Source organism: Bacillus sp. lyk4-R2A-2, assembly GCF_030209735.1.
GTDB lineage: Bacteria > Bacillota > Bacilli > Bacillales > Bacillaceae > Bacillus > Bacillus pumilus.
Genome location: NZ_JARVRK010000001.1, coordinates 322,190 through 341,326, shown reverse-complemented (window position 1 = coordinate 341,326; position 19,137 = coordinate 322,190). Strand labels below are relative to the sequence as shown.

Annotated in this window: 20 protein-coding genes; 16 read left to right on the top strand and 4 right to left on the bottom strand. The window is 35.8% G+C overall.

Annotation, left to right across the window (positions count from 1 at the left end):
• Positions 1 to 310: 310 nt before the first annotated feature.
• On the top strand, positions 311 to 1,561 hold the full coding sequence (locus QRN39_RS01465) for an MFS transporter (protein ID WP_284905901.1): 1,251 nt from the start codon (positions 311 to 313) through the stop codon (positions 1,559 to 1,561).
• Positions 1,562 to 1,617: 56 nt separating this feature from the next.
• On the opposite strand, the gene QRN39_RS01460 is transcribed toward QRN39_RS01465, so the two are convergent.
• Positions 1,618 to 2,667 (bottom strand): TauD/TfdA family dioxygenase, encoded by a 1,050-nt coding sequence (locus tag QRN39_RS01460; RefSeq protein WP_233421696.1) that lies wholly within the window; start codon positions 2,665 to 2,667, stop codon positions 1,618 to 1,620.
• 962 nt (positions 2,668 to 3,629) lie between these two features.
• Here QRN39_RS01460 and QRN39_RS01450 point away from each other — a divergent pair.
• The 15 genes from QRN39_RS01450 to QRN39_RS01380 all read left to right on the top strand — a co-directional run bounded on the left by QRN39_RS01450 (position 3,630) and on the right by QRN39_RS01380 (position 15,701).
• Positions 3,630 to 4,001, top strand: coding sequence for a GntR family transcriptional regulator (locus tag QRN39_RS01450; protein WP_050943421.1), 372 nt, complete (start codon positions 3,630 to 3,632; stop codon positions 3,999 to 4,001).
• Positions 4,002 to 4,006: 5 nt separating this feature from the next.
• Complete coding sequence (locus QRN39_RS01445; protein ID WP_251191219.1) at positions 4,007 to 4,882, top strand: ABC transporter ATP-binding protein; 876 nt, start codon at positions 4,007 to 4,009, stop codon at positions 4,880 to 4,882.
• Entirely contained in the window at positions 4,866 to 5,471 is a 606-nt protein-coding gene (locus QRN39_RS01440; protein WP_284905898.1) for an ABC-2 transporter permease, read from the top strand. The genes QRN39_RS01445 and QRN39_RS01440 overlap by 17 nt, the downstream gene beginning before the upstream one ends.
• 186 nt (positions 5,472 to 5,657) lie before the next feature.
• Positions 5,658 to 5,873 (top strand): helix-turn-helix transcriptional regulator, encoded by a 216-nt coding sequence (locus tag QRN39_RS01435; RefSeq protein WP_251191218.1) that lies wholly within the window; start codon positions 5,658 to 5,660, stop codon positions 5,871 to 5,873.
• On the top strand, positions 5,873 to 6,169 hold the full coding sequence (locus QRN39_RS01430) for a hypothetical protein (protein ID WP_223249605.1): 297 nt from the start codon (positions 5,873 to 5,875) through the stop codon (positions 6,167 to 6,169). Before QRN39_RS01435 ends, QRN39_RS01430 begins: the two co-directional genes overlap by 1 nt.
• Positions 6,170 to 6,224: 55 nt before the next feature.
• Entirely contained in the window at positions 6,225 to 7,169 is a 945-nt protein-coding gene (locus tag QRN39_RS01425) for an alpha/beta fold hydrolase (RefSeq protein WP_284905894.1), read from the top strand.
• A gap of 184 nt (positions 7,170 to 7,353) precedes the next feature.
• Positions 7,354 to 7,986, top strand: a complete 633-nt coding sequence (locus QRN39_RS01420) for a TetR/AcrR family transcriptional regulator (RefSeq protein ID WP_284905971.1) — start codon at positions 7,354 to 7,356, stop codon at positions 7,984 to 7,986.
• A gap of 50 nt (positions 7,987 to 8,036) precedes the next feature.
• A complete protein-coding gene (locus QRN39_RS01415) occupies positions 8,037 to 8,720 on the top strand; it encodes a bacitracin ABC transporter permease (protein ID WP_284905892.1) in 684 nt (227 codons plus the stop codon).
• A gap of 24 nt (positions 8,721 to 8,744) precedes the next feature.
• Positions 8,745 to 9,503 (top strand): DUF4097 family beta strand repeat-containing protein, encoded by a 759-nt coding sequence (locus QRN39_RS01410; RefSeq protein ID WP_284905889.1) that lies wholly within the window; start codon positions 8,745 to 8,747, stop codon positions 9,501 to 9,503.
• Positions 9,504 to 9,884: 381 nt separating this feature from the next.
• Positions 9,885 to 10,211 (top strand): circular bacteriocin, circularin A/uberolysin family, encoded by a 327-nt coding sequence (locus tag QRN39_RS01405; protein ID WP_284905887.1) that lies wholly within the window; start codon positions 9,885 to 9,887, stop codon positions 10,209 to 10,211.
• A 57-nt stretch (positions 10,212 to 10,268) separates the two neighbouring features.
• The gene (locus QRN39_RS01400) at positions 10,269 to 11,921 is read left to right on the top strand and encodes a hypothetical protein (RefSeq protein ID WP_284905886.1); all 1,653 of its coding nucleotides are present in this window, start codon (positions 10,269 to 10,271) and stop codon (positions 11,919 to 11,921) included.
• The gene (locus QRN39_RS01395; RefSeq protein ID WP_284905884.1) at positions 11,914 to 12,615 is read left to right on the top strand and encodes an ABC transporter ATP-binding protein; all 702 of its coding nucleotides are present in this window, start codon (positions 11,914 to 11,916) and stop codon (positions 12,613 to 12,615) included. The genes QRN39_RS01400 and QRN39_RS01395 overlap by 8 nt, the downstream gene beginning before the upstream one ends.
• 7 nt (positions 12,616 to 12,622) lie before the next feature.
• Positions 12,623 to 13,156: a stage II sporulation protein M gene (locus tag QRN39_RS01390; RefSeq protein ID WP_284905882.1), complete on the top strand. Its 534-nt coding sequence runs from the start codon at positions 12,623 to 12,625 to the stop codon at positions 13,154 to 13,156.
• A gap of 257 nt (positions 13,157 to 13,413) precedes the next feature.
• Positions 13,414 to 13,944, top strand: coding sequence for a hypothetical protein (locus QRN39_RS01385; protein ID WP_144472715.1), 531 nt, complete (start codon positions 13,414 to 13,416; stop codon positions 13,942 to 13,944).
• A gap of 368 nt (positions 13,945 to 14,312) precedes the next feature.
• Entirely contained in the window at positions 14,313 to 15,701 is a 1,389-nt protein-coding gene (locus QRN39_RS01380; protein ID WP_284905880.1) for an amino acid permease, read from the top strand.
• A gap of 40 nt (positions 15,702 to 15,741) precedes the next feature.
• On the opposite strand, the gene QRN39_RS01375 is transcribed toward QRN39_RS01380, so the two are convergent.
• The 3 genes from QRN39_RS01375 to QRN39_RS01365 form a co-directional block, all read right to left on the bottom strand.
• Entirely contained in the window at positions 15,742 to 16,623 is an 882-nt protein-coding gene (locus QRN39_RS01375; protein WP_113386657.1) for a glycerophosphodiester phosphodiesterase, read from the bottom strand.
• Positions 16,624 to 16,715: 92 nt separating this feature from the next.
• Complete coding sequence (gene glpT / locus QRN39_RS01370; protein WP_050943401.1) at positions 16,716 to 18,050, bottom strand: glycerol-3-phosphate transporter; 1,335 nt, start codon at positions 18,048 to 18,050, stop codon at positions 16,716 to 16,718.
• A gap of 225 nt (positions 18,051 to 18,275) precedes the next feature.
• On the bottom strand, positions 18,276 to 19,046 hold the full coding sequence (locus tag QRN39_RS01365; RefSeq protein ID WP_284905878.1) for a SurA N-terminal domain-containing protein: 771 nt from the start codon (positions 19,044 to 19,046) through the stop codon (positions 18,276 to 18,278).
• Positions 19,047 to 19,137 lie beyond the last annotated feature (91 nt).

Sequence of the window (19,137 nt, the reverse complement as noted above, 5' to 3'; positions counted from 1 at the left end):
TTAAGACTGTAATCTCCTATGACTCTTTTAGAAATCCTCAAAATTAATTTTTACTAATCATGAGTATTGGAAAAAATAAATATGTATAAATGCTGGTTCAATCTTAATTGAATCTAAGAACTATTCCTACTAGGGTGATGATTGAATTTTATAATTTTCTCTGACACTTATACAGGTCACCGTTATATAACATTCATCCAGTATATTTTAAAGCGGATAGAAAATTTAAAAATCCCATTCAAACTTCTTTTTATTTTTGAGATAATGACATAAAGTTTACATATTTAGAATAAAAAGAGAGGTGGGTTACATGTCACAAATTAAAGCTAATCATGAAAAGGGGAGCTATAGATGGGTTATACTCATAATAGCTACCTTTTCACAAACGTGTGCAACATTTGTAAATTACGGAGTAGGTCCTTTAGCAACATTTTGTCAAGAAATATATAACTTATCACAATTTCAAACAGGTTTAATTGTATCAGCTGTAAATATTGGCCCTATATTTTCTATGCTAATATTCGGTAACATAATGGATAAATACGGTGAGCGGTGGGTTGTAGGAATAGGCTCAATCTTACTAGGACTTACCATGTTAATAACAATTCCTATTAATGAATATGTATACCTTTTGATTGTTCTTGCTTTTGTCGGGGTTTGGTATGGGACGGCTCAACCAGGGGGGAGCAGTGCAATCATCAATTGGTTCCCTAAAAACAAAAACAGAGGACTTGCAATGGGGATTCGTCAAACTGGAATACCACTTGGTGGTGCTTTAGCTTCAACATCCCTACCTTTTTTCTTTTATAATTATGGTTTATCTTCAGTTAAATTAACACAAGCTATTGTAGCAATTGCAGGTGGTATAATCTTTTCAATTTTCTACAAAGATCATGGAATGACTGCGCAAAGACAACAGAATGATCGTTTTTTTGAGAAAATTAATAAGATCAAAGCAAAATCGAGTCTTTATCCAGTATTTTTTATTGGAATGAGTATGATTTCTTTACAATTAATCATATTAGCTCACCTGATGAGTTATCTAAGCAATACCTTACATATATCATTAAGTATTTCTGGAACGTTGTTAAGTGTGGTTTTAATTGGCGGTGCAATTGGACGGATATTGTTAGCATGGATGAGTGACAATTTGTTTAATGGAGATAGAAGTAAGCCATTACAACTTACAATATTATTAACTGTCATTATTTTAATTGTTCTAGTCTACTTTTTGAATTATCTTCCACTATGGGGACTTTATATAATTTGTTTCATTTTAGGTTTTTTAGGAGTGGGATGGTACAGTTTATTTATTGTGCTAATATCTGAAAAAGCAGATAAAGATTTTATTGGATTAACTGTAAGCTTTGGTTTAACTTTAAATCAAATTTTTATTGTGCTGGCACCCTCCCTATTTGGCTTATCAGTGGACTATTTTAATGGATATAAACTACCGTTCTTCCTATTAATATTGTTTATATCAATAGGGGGTATATGGCTTAACTTATCGGAAAGAAACAATAAATGTCAAACACAAAAAGAAACTGAAAACAACCTTTAAAATAGAAAAAAACGCCATAGAATGCTAATTTTCATTCTATGGCGTTTTCACACTCGTTAGTGATTTAAAGCAAGTTTAAAAACTCGATCTTTAACAGGTTCTAGAGTACGGTGATTCCATAAATCAGGTGCTATAAAAATCCGCTGCAACCACCGAATTGGGTTACCTGATTTATCCAAAGTAGGTTTGAAGGCATCTCTTGAATGAAATGTAAATCGATTATTAATATACACTAGACGACCTGGATTAACATCAATACCAAATGAAACTTTACGAATCGCATTTCTAAATTTCTCTAATGATGTAGCTGCTAAGTTATTAATAGGTGCTACCATATCTGGATAAAATGCAGCTGTAACCTCTGGTAAATCAATTGTTCCTTTTATAATTGGTGAAGGACTTGTCTCTTGTAATTCGACCGGCGTTGAAACTCTCCAGCGATACGGGACTTTAATTCGATAAAGAGGCTGACTTAATTGTTCAATATCTTGCTCGGACAAAAGTCTTAATGCTTCCCGTGCGTCAGACAAACGTGTAAGAGGCTTTTTTGGATCGTTATTTACACCTGTAAGAAGTAATCCAGATGGTGAAAAATTATTAGTTCCCATAAACTTTAATGCAGCATTTTCAATATGAAAATCCAACTCATACTCAGAACCAAGTCCTGTATATTCTTTTTTTGCTTTTAGGCTGGGTATTAAGTTATTAACAATATTTTGGCCTTCATGAAACATGGAATAAGGTTCTCCAATTAGTGATCCAATCGCAATTATGAGGTTTTCACTTATAAATCCTGACTTAGCCTCTAGGGGGATATCTTGAGAATCTGGTGTGAATCTAACTTCTTTATCTGTTGGAAGATTTTCAAAAATAATATATGGAGCTGGTTTCAATGAGGTTTTCTGTTGATTGAGAAATTTCACAATTTCTTTCGGAAGAGCTCGCATTGCTGCCATTCGAACTTCTGTTATGTAATCTGTATTTCCTGTTGGATCGTACTGAATCTGATTTAATTCGTTAAATAAAAAGTCTCGTTCCTCATCACTTAGAGTGAAGATAAATGATTTGTTAACAGCATTTTCTTTACTAATTACAGAAGAGTTCATAATTACCAAGCACCTTTCCGTTATTTTGTATAAAGGGATTTATTTCTATAAATCCCAAATATATTTTATTCTAAATTATTGGTATTTTCAATGTTTATAGACAATTTCAGTGAAAAAATATAGGAATATTTATAGGAGAAGTTTTATTACGCATATCTTGATAGTTTAAAAGTAAACGCTAGTTAATAATTACCCTTTTATAGAAATTCCACAAAATGAAGTGCAATAGATTTATAAAGCGCTGAACGTGATATGTGAGTAATCTCACTCCAATCGATTTACACCAGCCATGACAGTGAGTAAAAAATGACTATAAGGGTTTTTATTCGATAAATCGAGCGAGCTTTCTTTTCTTTAATGATTGCAATAAGTTTAAACAAGTCTTTGGAACTTAGACAAATGGTAGGTGTGTACAAGTTGATATTTCTTCATTAAACGCTGATGGAGATCCAACGTTATGATAAGAGGAGGAGTCACCATTTTTCAGTTTTCTAATGACTCCCCTCTTTTTTTATATAAAATTACCTAATACAAACATCATAGTTAATTTTTGTAATCGTAAGCGCTAAGGGGAGCAAGGCCAAATACAGAGCAACAAAAACCATAGACAGTGAAAAATTTAGAGACTAATTTTATAAAGTGATGCCAAGGTAAAACAAAGTTAAAAAAGAATAATTGTTCAGAGATAAGCCCTATTATCAACTCAAGATAAGTGGAGAATTCCACATTACTTATAACAATATGCTCTTTATTTACACTCATTGCTCGTCGAATGAATTCAAATGCAAAAGATAAAAGGACCGCATTGCTTAAGGGCTGTGCGGTTTTTTAATTGCATTCTATTTTAAAAAAATGAGGAGAACATTTTTAAAATGGTTGAATATTATTTTAGTGTGTATATAATGTATATATAGTGTATATACAATATTTTGTTCCAACTATCAGAAAAAAGAGGTTTTTATATGCAAATTACGATTTCAAACTACTCTAAGGAGCCCATCTATGAGCAAATTACGAATCAAATCAAATCGATGATTTTAACGAGTGAGCTGGCGGAAGGCGCGGCACTGCCGTCTATTCGAAAGCTGGCGAAGGATTTACAAATCAGCGTCATCACAACAAAGCGAGCATATGAAGAGTTAGAGAAGGCAGGATTTATTTATTCGATTGTCGGTAAGGGATCATTTGTTGCGGAGCAAAACCTAGAGGTCATGAGAGAGAAAAAATTGAAGGTGATTGAGGAACAGCTTGGAGCAGTTGTCACAAACGGCAAGGAATTAGGCTTATCTTTTGATGAATTGCAGCAGTTATTAAAGTTCTTGTATGAGGAGTGAGATGAGTGGAGCACGTGATTGAATTCAAAGGAGTATCAAAACGATTCAAGGACTTTTCTGTTCAGAATCTTGATTTACAGGTCAAAAAAGGCTTTGTTACAGGGTTTATTGGAGAAAATGGCGCTGGTAAGTCGACCACGATTAAAATGATTATGAATTTGTTAAAACCAGATTCGGGTGAGGTTAAAATTTTCGGTTTAGATTATCGCACCCATGAAAAAGAGATTAAGGAACGAATCGGCTTTGTTTACGATGCTAACGTTTTTTTCCCAGGATTGAATTTAAAAGACATTAAACGAATTGTGGCACCTGCCTATAAACGCTGGGATGACCAGCTTTTTTATCAATATATTGAACAGTTTGGTCTGCCGCTGAATAAAGCGATCAAAACATTTTCAAAAGGGATGCAGATGAAGGCGTCACTTGCGATTGCGCTGTCGCATCATGCAGAGCTGATTATCATGGATGAACCAACTGCTGGGTTGGATCCGGTCTTTAGAAGAGAGCTGCTCGGCACGTTACAAGAATTGCTGATTGATGGAAATCGAACGATTTTTTTCTCGACGCATATGACGACTGATTTAGATCGCATCGCGGATTATATTGCGTTTATACAAAATGGAAGATTGGTCTTTCAACAGTCGATTCACGAGGTAGCGGAGAATTATGCGCTTGTGAAGGGGAGTCTGGATTTGTTGGATCGAGACACAGAAAAGGCGTTTATCCATATTCAGCGTACGGCAGCCGGATTTGAAGCATTAACAGATCGGATTGATGAGGTGAAACTTATTTTTGGGGATGCTGTTGTGATTGAACCGGCGTCGCTTGAGGATATCATGTTTTATTTGAAAGGCGGGGTTGCGCATGTTTCATTTAATTAAGCGTGATGTGATTTTGCAAAAGAAGCAGTTACTTATTTTTATTCCGTTTATCTTGTTTTTTATTTTCATGGATGTCCATCCAGTATTAACGTTTCTAGTCGCTAGTGTCTTCATTCCATTTAACACATATGCTTATGATGAAATGGCAGAAACGAATATTCTCTTAAATTCTTTGCCTTATACACGGAATGAAATTATTGCAGCCCGTTATCTTGGTGCCGTTTTTTATATGGTCATTGCGATCGGGCTGACAAGTGCTGCTTTCTTTAGTTTTGGGAAGCTGTTTTCGATAACGGATATTGCTCTTGGCAGCGGGTTGTTTTTATTGTTTGCGGCGTGTACGTTTCCATTATTTTATATCTTAAAGCCTGGTTATATCACAACGGTAGTGCTCATTGGCTTTATCCTATTATCTACTATGGGACCGCCTGTTTTTCTCTATTTAGCAGAGCAATTCAGTGGAATCACTGATTTTATCATGAATTTATCGATCCCTATTTTATATACGGGGTCAACTGTACTGATTATGCTCATCTACTTGCTGTCTTGGGGACTTTCTACTGCGATTTACCAGAGGAAAGTGTTTTAAATCAGATGATCACATCATTTATAGAGAATCATTCATTTTGAGGTAGGCCTTTCAAAATGGATGATTCTTTTTTTTGCATCCGGTGAAATTGACATACAGAAGAAAAGAGGTTATTGTTAATTAACATAATGTTAATTATTTTTAACATATTGTTAAAAAAATCTTCCTTTAAGAAAGGAATTTGAAATGGAGATTAAAAATAGAATTAAGGTATTACGGGCAGAAAAAGACTGGACACAAAAGGATTTGGCAGAGAAGTTAGGTGTGACTCGTCAAACTGTGGCAGCGATTGAAAATGGTAAATATTCTTTGTCCTTAAAACTAGCATTTCAAATTGCGAGAACATTTGAAGTTGATTTATATGACGTATTTCAAGAGGTCGACAAGGAGGAACAACGATGATGACGACGATCATACTTTATTCTCTGATTATCCTTTCTATCTTAAGTACGGCCTTTCAATATAAGAAAAGCCGTGAATATAAGCAGGATGAACGGGGTCAATTTATTTTAGCGAAAGCCGGAAGTTTTTCTATTGTAGGTGTTGCTTTAGCTTATCTATTAGTTGTTATCATTCAATCTTTAGTCCATCAATTTTCATCTCCAACAGAGTGGTTTTATATAGCGATTACTTTTATGTATGTATCAAGTGTTTGCGCAAATACAATCGGTATCATCTATTGTGAAAGAAAATATTAATTTTCATCGATGGATGTAAGCTAGAGTTCTTCATCATGAAGGGAAGAGAAAACCAATGAAAAAAATATTGAGAATCATGCTGATATCTATATGTACCATTATCACGGTCATGGTTGTTTTTCTAGCTACTGTTTATTTTGTAAACCTCATTAGTAATGAACGGGAGAAGGGGAAAATAGAAGCTTATGGGCAAAAGGTCTTGGTGGATGGGAAGCAAATGAATGTGCTCATTCAAGGCGATGGGAAAGAAACGATTGTACTTCTGCCAGGCTATGGAACTGCTTCGCCAGTGCTAGATTTTAAGCCGCTAGTAGATGAATTATCACCTTATTATAGAGTCGTAGTAATTGAACCATTTGGCTATGGTTTAAGTGACGATACAGATAAAGCACGGACAAGTCAAAACATTGTAGATGAGATTCATGAATGTTTGCAGAAGCTCAACATTAATGAGTATACGTTGATGGGGCATTCGATTTTTGGCATTTATGGATTAGAATATGTGAATCAATATGAAAAAGAAGTGAAAGCATTTGTTGGAATTGATAATAGTGTTCCTAAGCAGGAAACGGATGAATTGCCGGTTTCCAGTTTGCAACTGCTCAATCAATCTGGCCTTTACAGATTGTTATTGAAAGTGAATCCAGATCAACTGGTGATGCCTAAAGTAGATGATCGAACGAAAGATCAGATTAAAATGCTGACCTTCCGAAATTTCATGGATGAAAGCCAAGCTAGTGAGGCAGATAACTTTAGAAACAATTTTAAAAACGCTCAACGCCTACATTTTCCTAAAAAGCTCCCTGTAGTTTTCTATCTAGCAGATCAAACGGAGAAAGAAACACCAAACTGGAAACCAATGCATGAAGAGCTATTGAAAAATGTAGATCACGGCAAAGTAGTTACTTTCAAAGGCGGCCATTATTTGCATCATACGAAATCAAAGGAAATTGCAGCTGATTTTAGAGAGTTTCTATCTAACAACGAGAGTCATCGTTAGTAATATACCATCCCGGCATCATCTAGTGACCCAAGTTAAAAAATAGAGACCGTGTGAGCGGTCTTTTTTTATATAAAGAACCTATATTGACAGTTTATCATGAAGTAGATTAAAATACATACCAACGGTCGGTATGTAAAAGGAGGCGTTTTATTTGGCCAGAAATAAATATCCAGAAAAGACAATCCAGCAAATTTTAGATGTGTCGACGAAGCTGTTTCAGGAAAAAGGATTCGAAAAGACGAGTTTGCAGGATATTATCCATGAATTGAACATGTCTAAAGGGGCTATTTATCATCATTTCAAATCGAAGGAAGAAATATTACGTGCCGTGATGGAGAGGCAATTTCGTCATGCGACTGAGAAGCTTGAAGATCTGATTAAGCATACAGAAGCAGCGCATGCAAAAGAGAAGCTGCAGCGTATTTTAGAGCAGCTAGTGGCAGATCCAAAATCTCATTCGATTGATGGGATCTTGGTTGACCAGATCAAAAACCCGCAATTTGTGGTTGAAGGGATGAAGGCAGGAGTCAATCAGGATGCGCTTAAAATCAAACAGCTGATTCTTGAAGGAATTGATGATGGTTCGATGACAACTGCATTTCCTGGTGAAGTGGCAGAAGTGTTTATGCTTCTCGTGAATATATGGCTGAACCCAACGTTATTTGCTCGTGATGAGCAGGAAACTAGTCAGCGTTTACTGTTTTTACAACAGATGATGAAAGGTCTCGGAGTGGATGTGGTGAGTGATCTATTTATTCAAAAGGTCACAGCGCATTATGCTGGGATTGGTGGATATGATCAGCATGGAACCTAAATGGCCAGAAAAGAGTCAAAAGCAAAATTCATTTCATAGGAGGATCCCTTATGCTTCACTTCGTAAAACTTGAGCTAAGAAAAAGTCATATGAAACATTATATTCAAGCTAGTATGATTATCAGTATTGTACTGCTGGTGTTTATTTATTTTGTCGCGTTTGTTGCACAGGTTGAACAGGAAATAGGTTTTCAGCAATATCCGAATATCTATTTGTTGACGAGTATAGTATGGATGATCTTTTTTTCGATCGTCACAGCCATGATGTATTGTCGAGTAATAGTGACCGCATTGAAAGAACATGAATCTCATTCATTAAGTATGAAGTCATCCCTCCTTTCGAGAATGGTTTGGATGCTGTGCTTTTCTACAATTGTCATGCTGTGTAGTATCATTCCTTCATTTGTTGTGTTTAGTGTCACTGAAACATTCTTCCCTATAGTTCAAGATGCGCTGACAGCTGATGTGATGTTCACTGTGATCAAAACGTACCTAGTGTTTACTTGCTGTATCAATGGAATTGGCATGATTGCGATGAGAGTGGGGGTAATGAAGAGGTCTACTTTCATGACCATTCTGACTGCGATTGTTCTATGTGCTGTTTTAGGAAACGTATTAATCGCTGTTTATGGAAATGATCAAATGAATGTCATTTTGTCAGGAGTCATGATGATAGCGGTCCTCATTGTGATCTTGGAGTTATGGGGCCGCATGACCCGGCTTCAAGCGAGATAAGCGAGTATACAAGGAGGGAGACATATGGAGCATACGATTCAAATTGAAGAATCGGTCGTAGAATTATCGTTGGATTGGTTGCTCGGAGAGGTGTGTATTCAACACCATGATCATCCTTATCTCATCATTCGTCAAACGACCAATCAAGTGTTTCCAAAGCGTTATTTGATGCATCATCAGGTAAAAGATGGACGACTGTTCATTCAAGATAGACGAAAAAAAATACTCAGCTTTGGGCTTCAACTTTATAAAACTGATGTCGCTATTTTTCTCCCTAAACAACAATTACAGTCCATTTCCATTCGTTGTAAAGGAGCAAATCTTCAGGCAGAGAGATTGAAGGTGGAAAATGCCTCTTGTCATTTAACGTCTGGAAAAGCAATGCTATCAGGTGAAATCAAGCATCTTCATTTAGAGACAGTAGGTGGGCTTATTTCTAGTCGGCAACTGACCGCAAAAAGATTATTACTGCACGCCACATCGTCAAAAGTTGAGTTGTCGGGTGCCTTTTCTGACGTTGATCTGCATGTAACAGGTAGAAGGATGCAGATTCATTCTACAAACATGCTAAATTCACTTAAATCTACTTCAACTGGAGCAAATGTTAAAGTGACGATACCGGAAAATGATGGGTTTACTTGTTATGTAAAGAAAAGATCCGGTGCTTTCCGGAATGACTTTTCTTGTCATCGAGAGAAGGACAAAATGGTGCATAAAAATGGACTGCGATCCTTTGAGGTTGATATAAGAGGCGGTCAGTTTCTATTAAATAAGCGAATATAGGATTTTGCTTAATCTGGTTCAAGGAATATCCAAATCTTCTTGGGTTTCTTAAATAAAGAAAGTCTAATTTAGAAAACTGGGTGATGAGATGAACTATAAGTTGTTTTTTACAATTAAAGGATATTAATCAAAGTGCATGTTGGTAATAAAGAATTGTGGGTGCAAGGTTATAAACATTAGATCGTTAAGTACTATCGAAAAAAGAGATTGTTAAGAAATAAATAACATTTTTCAATCTAATATATTTTAGTATGTATCTATTTTTATATATAATACAGGTAATTAGTATCTAATTGAAGTAAATTCTAAAAATTATATTGATTACCATTTTTTGAAGTGATATCCTTTTGTTAGAGGGGGATAAAAAGGGGAGAATTATTAATGGTCAAGAGTACAAAGAGTCAAACACTATTACTTATAATAGTCGCAACAGTAGTTTCTTTAATGTTCGGTTTAATGGCAACACAATTAGCAGCCGCACCTGCTGCAGAGATTCAAACAACTTTCAGTATGCTGGCTACGAAACTAGGAATTAGTCAAGCAACTGCAGGAGTAGTTATTGATATGATAGCAGGCGGTTCAACTTTATGGACTATCGTAGCAGCTGTTGCTGGCCTAAGTGGTGCAGGTTTAATTGCAGTCGGAGGAATTACCGCTATCAAAGCAGTTATTAAACAAAACGGAAAAAAATTCGCTGTATCTTGGTAAAGTTTAAATAATATTTTCATCCCCCTCTTCTCTCGTAAAAAGAAAGGATTAATATTTATGTTGAAAAAAGTCGCAACTCTATCATATTACACAAACTTAACAAATATTAGAAAATTTCTTGTCGATTGGTCTATTAATAAATATACTCCTTCTCAAATAATGAGAATTTTTGTGCTTATGTTAGTTTTTCTATCATTCGGACTATACATTGTGGCTTTCTCTGTTTCAAAAATCATTGAGGGTAATCAGGATCTAACATCTATTATTAATCTTGCAATATTATATATGCTCATTATAACATTGTATAACTCATTAAATTTCTTTAATAAGCATCAGTCAGTTTTTTTCTATGATTCTAGAAAGAGTTTACTACAGATAAAAGATTTTAGAGTTATTAGAGTAATTTCAACGATCTATTTTAATATTCTGAAAAGTTCAATTTTATTATGGTGCGTCTTTTTCACACCAGTTTATTTAGGTGTATACACTATAAATATGAATTTTAATCCAATCTTTTTGATTATCTATTTCCCGCTGTTTTTATGCATTTATGCATTGTTAGTTATGATAATTACATACATAAGATTTATTATATCTAAATTATTTTACTTGAAGGCTTTAAATATGTTGAATAGTCTAGTGATATTTGGAATTTTAGGGTGTGTGTCTTTACTTGCTCCTTATTATATTATTTCATTTTTATTAAATTATAAGAATATTTTTAGTGAAGTAAATGAAATGATAAGAACAGTAAGTTTATTGCCAGATATATTTAATGTATACAGAAATGTTTTTTTAGAAACTACGATAAATATTTGGATAACTGCAGGCATTGCACTTTTTTTAAGTATTGTTTTTTTGCATATTTTATGGGTTAAAACACTTAATTCATGGGATCTAATTAATTATTATGACATGAAAATGGGTAGAGAGGTGAAGTATAAGAAGCCGTTATTTGCTAAGCATAAAAACAACTTTTTTCAAAAAGATTTGCTTCATATACTTCGTGCTAATTCATGGTTCATTGGACATCTTGGCAAAACTATTATAGGTGTTTTATTCTTTGTTGGTGCGGCTATACCTTTTATAGACCATTATATTTCAAAGAGTAGTTCAATAGGGATAATCGCTGCTGTGTCGGCTTGTTCCTTTGCTGTATTCCAAATTGTAGGGGATTCTTTACGTATGGTTTTAGGAGTAGATGGAGAATCTAAAAATTTGCACCTGTTTATTAATAGAAATTTTACAATTTGGGATTTAGTTCGTGAAAAATGGAAAGTATATTGTATCTTCGTGTTATTTATAAGTTTTATATCACTTATTGTATTAAATTTCTTCTTGAAAGTTAATTTGAATACACTTATTTTATCATTGATTATTGTGATAACGTATGGAGGATTAAGCGGATTATTTCAAATATCTACTACCGGCCTTTATCCTAGGATAAACTGGGAACATGAGTATGAAATAGGTGAATCACATAAAGCAAGCTTTTTAAATAACTTATTAAACAATGGAATTACGATTCTATATACATTTTTCATCGGTGCATTATTTATACTAACTGAATTCGTCAATGTGAATTTAACAATCAATTTGGTATTAATATTAAGTTTTAGCTTGTTTGTTATTTGTGTACTTGTATTCATGATTACTGTTACATTTTTAAAAAGAGTAACAATAAAGGAAGTGTTTTTAGATCGTGATTGAAATAGTAAATGTTTCGAAATCCTATGATAAAAAAAGCGTTTTGAAAAATATTGATTTAAAAATTGAAAAAAACATGATATATGGCCTTGTGGGTACAAATGGAGTAGGGAAAACTACCCTACTTAAAATAATAGCTCAACTTTTGAAACCAAATGATGGGGAAGTTATATTCGACAGCAACAATAAAGTAAGTTTTGTTCCAGATAATGCTTCATTATATGAATATTTAACAGGTCAAGAGTATTTACTTTTCTCTGCAGCAATGTTTGAAATTCCAAAAGAAACAAGAGAAAAAATTGTATTTGATTTATTAAAATTATTTAATTTAGAGGAAGCAAAACATAAGTTAATTCAAACATATAGTAATGGCATGAAACAAAAAGTTTCAATTGCTTCAGCGATTATTAGTGACCCGGATATGATTATTTTAGATGAGCCTTTAACAGGTGTAGATCTAATTAATTCGAAAATTATTAGGAGTTATATTCAAAAATTCTCAGAAAAAGGAATAGTTATTATCTCCACGCATTTATTAGAATTAGCTCATTCACTTTGCGACAAGATTGGAATACTTCATAATGGAACAATAGTTGATGAGTTTATTTGTAAAGAAATGAGCTTGAGTGAAATGGAACATTACATAACCACTATATATTTGGATAAAGAGACCGTAAGCATGACTAGGGAAGTGTAGAAAGACTATGTTAAATATTAAAGGCATTATCATAAAAAATAAGGCCTTAATCATTTGTTCTTCTTTATTATTTTTAATTGGTGTGATAGCAGGTTCTTTCATGACTCCAACTTTAATTGAACAAAATAAATTAATAGAGCCTAATAGTTTATCACATCTATTCATCAATAATTTACTAGCAATATTGTTTATAGCTTCTGGTTTTTTTACTCTAGGGATAGGTACAATTGTATTTGTTGCGATTAATAGCCTTACTATTGGATTGAGTATAAAAGAGAGCCATTATTTAGGTAAGTCCTTTTTTGAGATATTCTTTAAAATAATCCCGCATGGTATATTCGAAATTCCAGCACTAATATTGAGTGGAGTTATAGGTTTTAAAAGTATCATGTTTTTGATTGAATATATGGGGCATTCTATTAACTTTAAAAGTCTTCTGAAAAAATACATTAAGGAAATTTCAACTCTTTTCTTTATAATAATTGTTTTGTTATTTATTTCAGCTTTAATAGAATGGTATATAACACCAAGAATTTTTTGAGGTGAACATATGAAGAATCGTTTATTAACCATACTGACAAATATACTGCTTGTTTTAGCTGTCATTTTATTGTTGAGTTTAGACAAAAAAGTGATTGGGATCATACCATTACTAATAGCAATCTTACTTTTTTCTTTTCAATTTTTATTAACTATTAAAAATAAAATGATAAGAATAGCTTTTATTTCGTTTCAAAGCATACTCTTAGTAATACTAATTTATTTTGTAGTTAAACAAATGTTATAGGAGTAATAACTATGAATTTAACAAAAAAAACTGTGGTATATTTACTAGGTATAATGATAAGTTATGTTTTGTTTTATTCCAGCGTGTTTCATAATCTTGATAATATTTTAAATTCAATTTTAGAAACACAGGGAGTTTCTAGTGGAATTGTGATAGCTGTAGGTGTTTTTAATTTATTTACAATTTATATTGGGATTCTTATTTATTCACTGATTGGTTATGTATTCGGTAGGATAAGTTATTTAGATTTAACTAAAAAAGAGTTTCTTTATATTTTTACTGTGACTATGTTTTTGAACACTTTAGTTCATGTACCGTTGGCTATCGCTAATTTCTTTTCAGAAGGAAGTACAATTATTCTCAGTAACCAAAATTATTGGTTCATTGTCTTCAATCCTTTTCTTCTTTTAGCTACAATCGCATTATTTAAAATGTTAAAGAAAAGAAAGGCATCTTTTTCGAAAGCGATAGGATTTTGTGGAGCCTATTGGATTATTCAAATTACAGGCGCTATTATTTCTAAAATGATGTTGAGTATTTAATAGTGTTTTTATTTAAAAATACGTATTTAGTGCATTATCTCTAATGGATTAAATACGTATTTTTGTGATTTAGAACTTTCTAGAGTCTTAACTTCAAATTAAAAGAGGTTTGAAAGATTAAGCAAATGAATTCAAAATGTATTAGTTTGCTAGTGTGCCTGTCACAAGAAGATTTTTATATAAAAATAGAAAAATTGAAGGTAATTAATTTCGCAATATTCCGTTAATAGTGTTTCTCTCAAAAAAACAATTGTTTTTTAAGGGTAGATTTATTATGATAATATACATCGAAAGATTGATGTTTCTCAATCAGAATGAACATTCTGATTTTTATTTTTTATGTTGTTTGTTGATGAGGGGGAAGAAAAGTGGCTCAAAAGGAATTAAAGAGAGGGTTAAGTGCCCGCCATATTCAAATGATCGCACTTGGCGGCACGATTGGTGTTGGCTTATTTATGGGGTCAGCCAAGGCCATTCAATGGACAGGTCCATCGGTTCTTCTCGCGTACGCAGTATGTGGTATCTTTATCTTTTTTATTATGCGTGCGATGGGAGAAATGTTGTACGTTGAACCGAGTACAGGTTCATTTGCTACATTTGGTCATCAATATATTCATCCGCTTGCGGGGTATATGACAGCTTGGAGTAACTGGTTCCAGTGGGTCATTGTTGGGATGTCGGAAATTATTGCCGTAGGCGCTTATATGAAATATTGGTTTCCGGAGCTGCCAGCGTGGATTCCAGGATTAATTGCGATGATTATTTTGGGAGCGGCCAACTTGATTTCGGTTAAATCGTTCGGTGAGTTCGAATTTTGGTTTGCAATGATCAAGATTGTGACGATTATTTTAATGATCATTGCAGGTCTAGGCATTATTTTCTTTGGATTTGGAAATGGCGGGACGCCTATTGGCTTGTCTAATCTGTGGGCGCACGGCGGGTTCTTTACAGGTGGATTTACCGGATTCTTGTTTGCGTTGTCGCTCGTCATTGCTGCCTATCAGGGTGTAGAGCTGATTGGGATTACAGCAGGTGAAGCACAAAATCCAGAAAAGACGCTGACCAATGCCATCAAAAGTATCATCTGGCGTATTTTGATTTTCTATATCGGTGCGATCTTTGTCATTGTGACAGTGTATCCTTGGGATCAGCTGAATACCCTTGGCAGTCCATTTGTGGCGACGTTTGCGAAAATTGGGATTACAGCAGCCGCTGGTATTATTAACTTTGTCGTCATTACAGCAGCGATGTCCGGCTGTAATAGTGGGATTTTCAGTGCGGGACGTATGCTTTATACATTAGGTGTGAATGGACAGGCGCCTGCTTTCTTCACCAAAATTTCGAAGAATGGTGTGCCGTATTTTGGGACATTCGCTGTGCTGATTGGTCTAGCGGTAGGAGTTGTCCTCAATTATGTTGCGCCACCAAACATTTTCGTCTATGTGTATAGTGCGAGTGTACTTCCTGGTATGGTGCCATGGCTTGTGATTTTGATTAGTCATATCGGCTTTAGAAAGGCGAAGGGATCTGCGCTTGATCAGCATCCATTCAAAATGCCGCTAGCGCCGTTTTCTAATTATCTTACAATCGGTTTCTTACTAATGGTGCTTGTATTTATGCTCATTAATCAGGATACGCGTATTTCTCTGATTGTGGCAATTGGGTTCTTAATTGTAGTAGCGCTTAGCTTTTATGTTTTTGGGATCGGGAAACGAAAGCCGATCGAAACAGCTTCTTCTGATCAAACGGTAAAATAATCAAAGGCCTTGCGGGATGGGACCGCAAGGCTTTTTTTGTTTAGAGTGAAGCTTTTACACGGTTAAAGACATCTGGAAAGTTGGTGAAAAGACCGGTGACGCCGTATTGCAGTAAACGGGTCATGTCGGCTTCATTGTTGACCGTATATGGGTGGAGGAGGAGTCCGTGGCTTCTGACCTGTTGTACGTTTTCAAGTGTCAATGCTCTGAAATTCGGTCCGACACCCACTGCATAAGATTTGATGAAATCGAGCTGATCATCTGTGATGGACGTCATTTGGGTTCTGTCTAAAAGCTGTACTTTTGGAAGGCGTGGAGCTAATGTCTGTAGCTTTAGCAGGCTGTCTTGACTAAAGGATTGGATAATGACCTGCCCTTTTCTTGTGTGTTTCCCGAGGAGGTGATGTTTTTTTAGGGTCGCCAATAGCTTTTCTTCCATTTGCGGATAGATGTCTGGTTTTTTTGTTTCAATATAATAATTTTCTCGTTTGCCGAAATAGCGCAGCACTTCATCTAATGTGAGGACTCGCTGTCCGATATAGTTGGCATTTTGTCTGTCGGGATTGACTTCATTAAACCAAGTACCGGCATCAAGCTGTTTGATTTCGGCAAGTGTGAGGTCTTTGACCCAGCCTGTTCCGTTTGTGGTGCGGTCAACGGTTTCATCGTGCATGACGATGAGATGTCCATCCTTTGTCATTTGAAGGTCGAGTTCGAGGTAATCCGCATTCATCTTTGTGGCGAGTTTGTAAGAAGCCAGGGTATGCTCTGGTGCATACCCTGATGCTCCGCGATGTGCAACGGTTAGAATACGATCTGGAGATAAAAGATGTTCATGTGCCGATACGGTGGCCGGCACCCACGCAATAGACAGTAAAGCAAAAGAGAGCAACAAGAAAGCAAGTAATCTACTTTTCTTCATATTTTATCCTCCTTTAACGGTAACTGTCTTCATCATAAGAAATAGATGTAAAGGGCATGTTGGGTGGATATGAATCTTTTATATGATTTTCATTAAGCCTGTTCTACGCGCTTCCCTGTATTCCATGTCATCGCTAGGAAGACAATCGCAAGTACACAAGAACCAACCAATAAAATAAAGCCTCCTGTCCAGTCGTAATGGTCCACGACGACGCCCATCATCGCATTGGCGAAGGCAGAGCCGCCAATATAGCCGAAGAAGCCTGTGAGTCCAGCCGCAGTGCCAGCCGCTTTTTTCGGAGCGAGGTCAATGGCTTGAAGTCCAATGAGCATGACAGGTCCGTAAATTAAAAAGCCGATGCTGATGAGGGCGATGTTATCGACCATTGGATTGCCAGCAGGGTTTAACCAGTAAACAAGCACCGCAATTAACACCCCAGCCATAAAGAGGACGCCTGCTGGTGCACGGCGGCTTCTAAAGAAGCGGTCACTGATCCAGCCGCACAATAATGTGCCAGGAATGCCTGCATATTCATAAAGAAAATATGACCAGCGCGAATGCTCTGGTGAAAAGCCCTTTGCTTCTGTTAAGTAGGTCGGCGCCCAGTCCACGACACCGTAACGGACGAAGTACACAAAGACGTTGGCAATGGCGATATACCAAAGGAATTTATTGTTGAGTACATACTTAAATAAAATCTCTTTCACTGTTAATTCTTTTTCTTGATCTTCATATTGTTGTGCCGGATAGTCATTGCGATATTCCTCAATTGGCGGAAGACCAGCGGATTGCGGGGTATCCCGGACGAGAAGAATGATCACGAAGGAGACGATAATAGCAATGATGGCAGGGAAGAAAAAGATACTTTTCCACGTCGCAAACAGCACGATCCCTAAGGTGATGAGCGGTGCAAGAATTCCCCCGCCAATATTGTGAGCGACGTTCCAAATGGACATTTTTGTTCCACGTTCACTAACCGAAAACCAATGCGCCATCGTCCGTCCGCATGGCGGCCACCCCATGCCCTGGAACCAGCCGTTTAAAAACATGAATAAGAACATGATCCATACACTTGACGTCACCCATGGAAATGAGACAAATAGGATATTGATAAGGGCTGAAAGAAAGAGTCCGGTGGCTAAAAAGTATCTTGGGTTACAGCGGTCTGAGATCATCCCCATGATGAATTTACTAAAGCCATAGGCGATAGAGACAGCTGCGAGTACAAAGCCTAATTCACTTTTCGTGAACCCTTCTTCCTGTAGATAAGGAATAGCAAAAGCGAAATTTTTTCGTAGCAAATAGTAGCCCGCATACCCGATAAAGATGCCTAAAAAGACTTGCAGCCGCAGCCGCTTATACGTCTCATCTGTCTTGGCATCATCGAGCCTGTCGATATGCGGAGCGGGTTTAAACCATTTGAACATAAAGATCCTCCTCTTGTCGTTGTCCGATTGACTGAAGCAAAAGTACGAGATCAGCGTTTGATCTTGTACTTTTTAAGAGACAAAAGAATTGATAACGCTTTCTTTTGTACTCCCATCATATCGGATGGAAGAGACGTTTATGATGAGGCTTTTGTCATTATTTTGGAAAAATAGTTCATCAAGTAACGAAAAAAAATCCGCACAATGGCGGATTTTTCTTAGCTGTTACAGAGACACATTAATTTTCGCAGATTTCTTTAGTTTTTCAATTTCTTTTTGTACTTCTTTCTGCTTTTCTTGGGATTCTAGCTGTTTTTTAATTTGTGATTTAACCTCTTTGTACTCTGGTGCTTTTTGCTTTTGTTTTTTCATTTCATCCGCGTATTGATCATAGTACGCTTTAACATCCTTTTCAGAGACGGAGGCTGATTTGATTTCTTTGTCGACATACTGGCTGTATTTGATGCTGTCGGCAATGTCACTTTTCAGCTGATCCATTGTGAGTCCGCTTTTCTTAAGGGCTTCTTCAAATTGAGCGTTGTCTTTGAATTGTTTCTTTTCTTCTTTTAGCTGTTTATCTACCTGCTTGTCAGAGGCTTTGATGCCTTTCTTCTCAGCATCTTGCAGGATAAGCTCTTGACCTACGAGCGCATCAATGGTTTGTTTCTTAACTGCTTTTGCGCCTTCTTTAGATGTTGGGTCTTGCCCAGATTGCTGAAGCTGTCCTTGAATGGTTGATAGAGCGCTATTATATTCATTACCTGTTATTTTGTCTTGGTTGACGGTCGCAACGACCTTTTGATCATCGATTTTTTGTGCGTCTAATTTCTTTTGCATCTCTTCCATTTGCTTTTGCTGTTCTTTTTGGTCAGCCTGTGTTGTTTCCTTGTTTTTGGCTGCATCGTTTTGCTTATCTTGTTTGGCATCGTTTGACGAGCAGGCTGCAAGCCCAACAGATAACAGACAAGCGATGAGTGTGTATGATACCTTTTTCATCATTTTCTCTCCCTTCGGTATGAGAACATCTAGTGCGCATTCTAACCGTTTTTTAGGAAAAATAAAACCGTACAGACAATTTGTTAGCGGA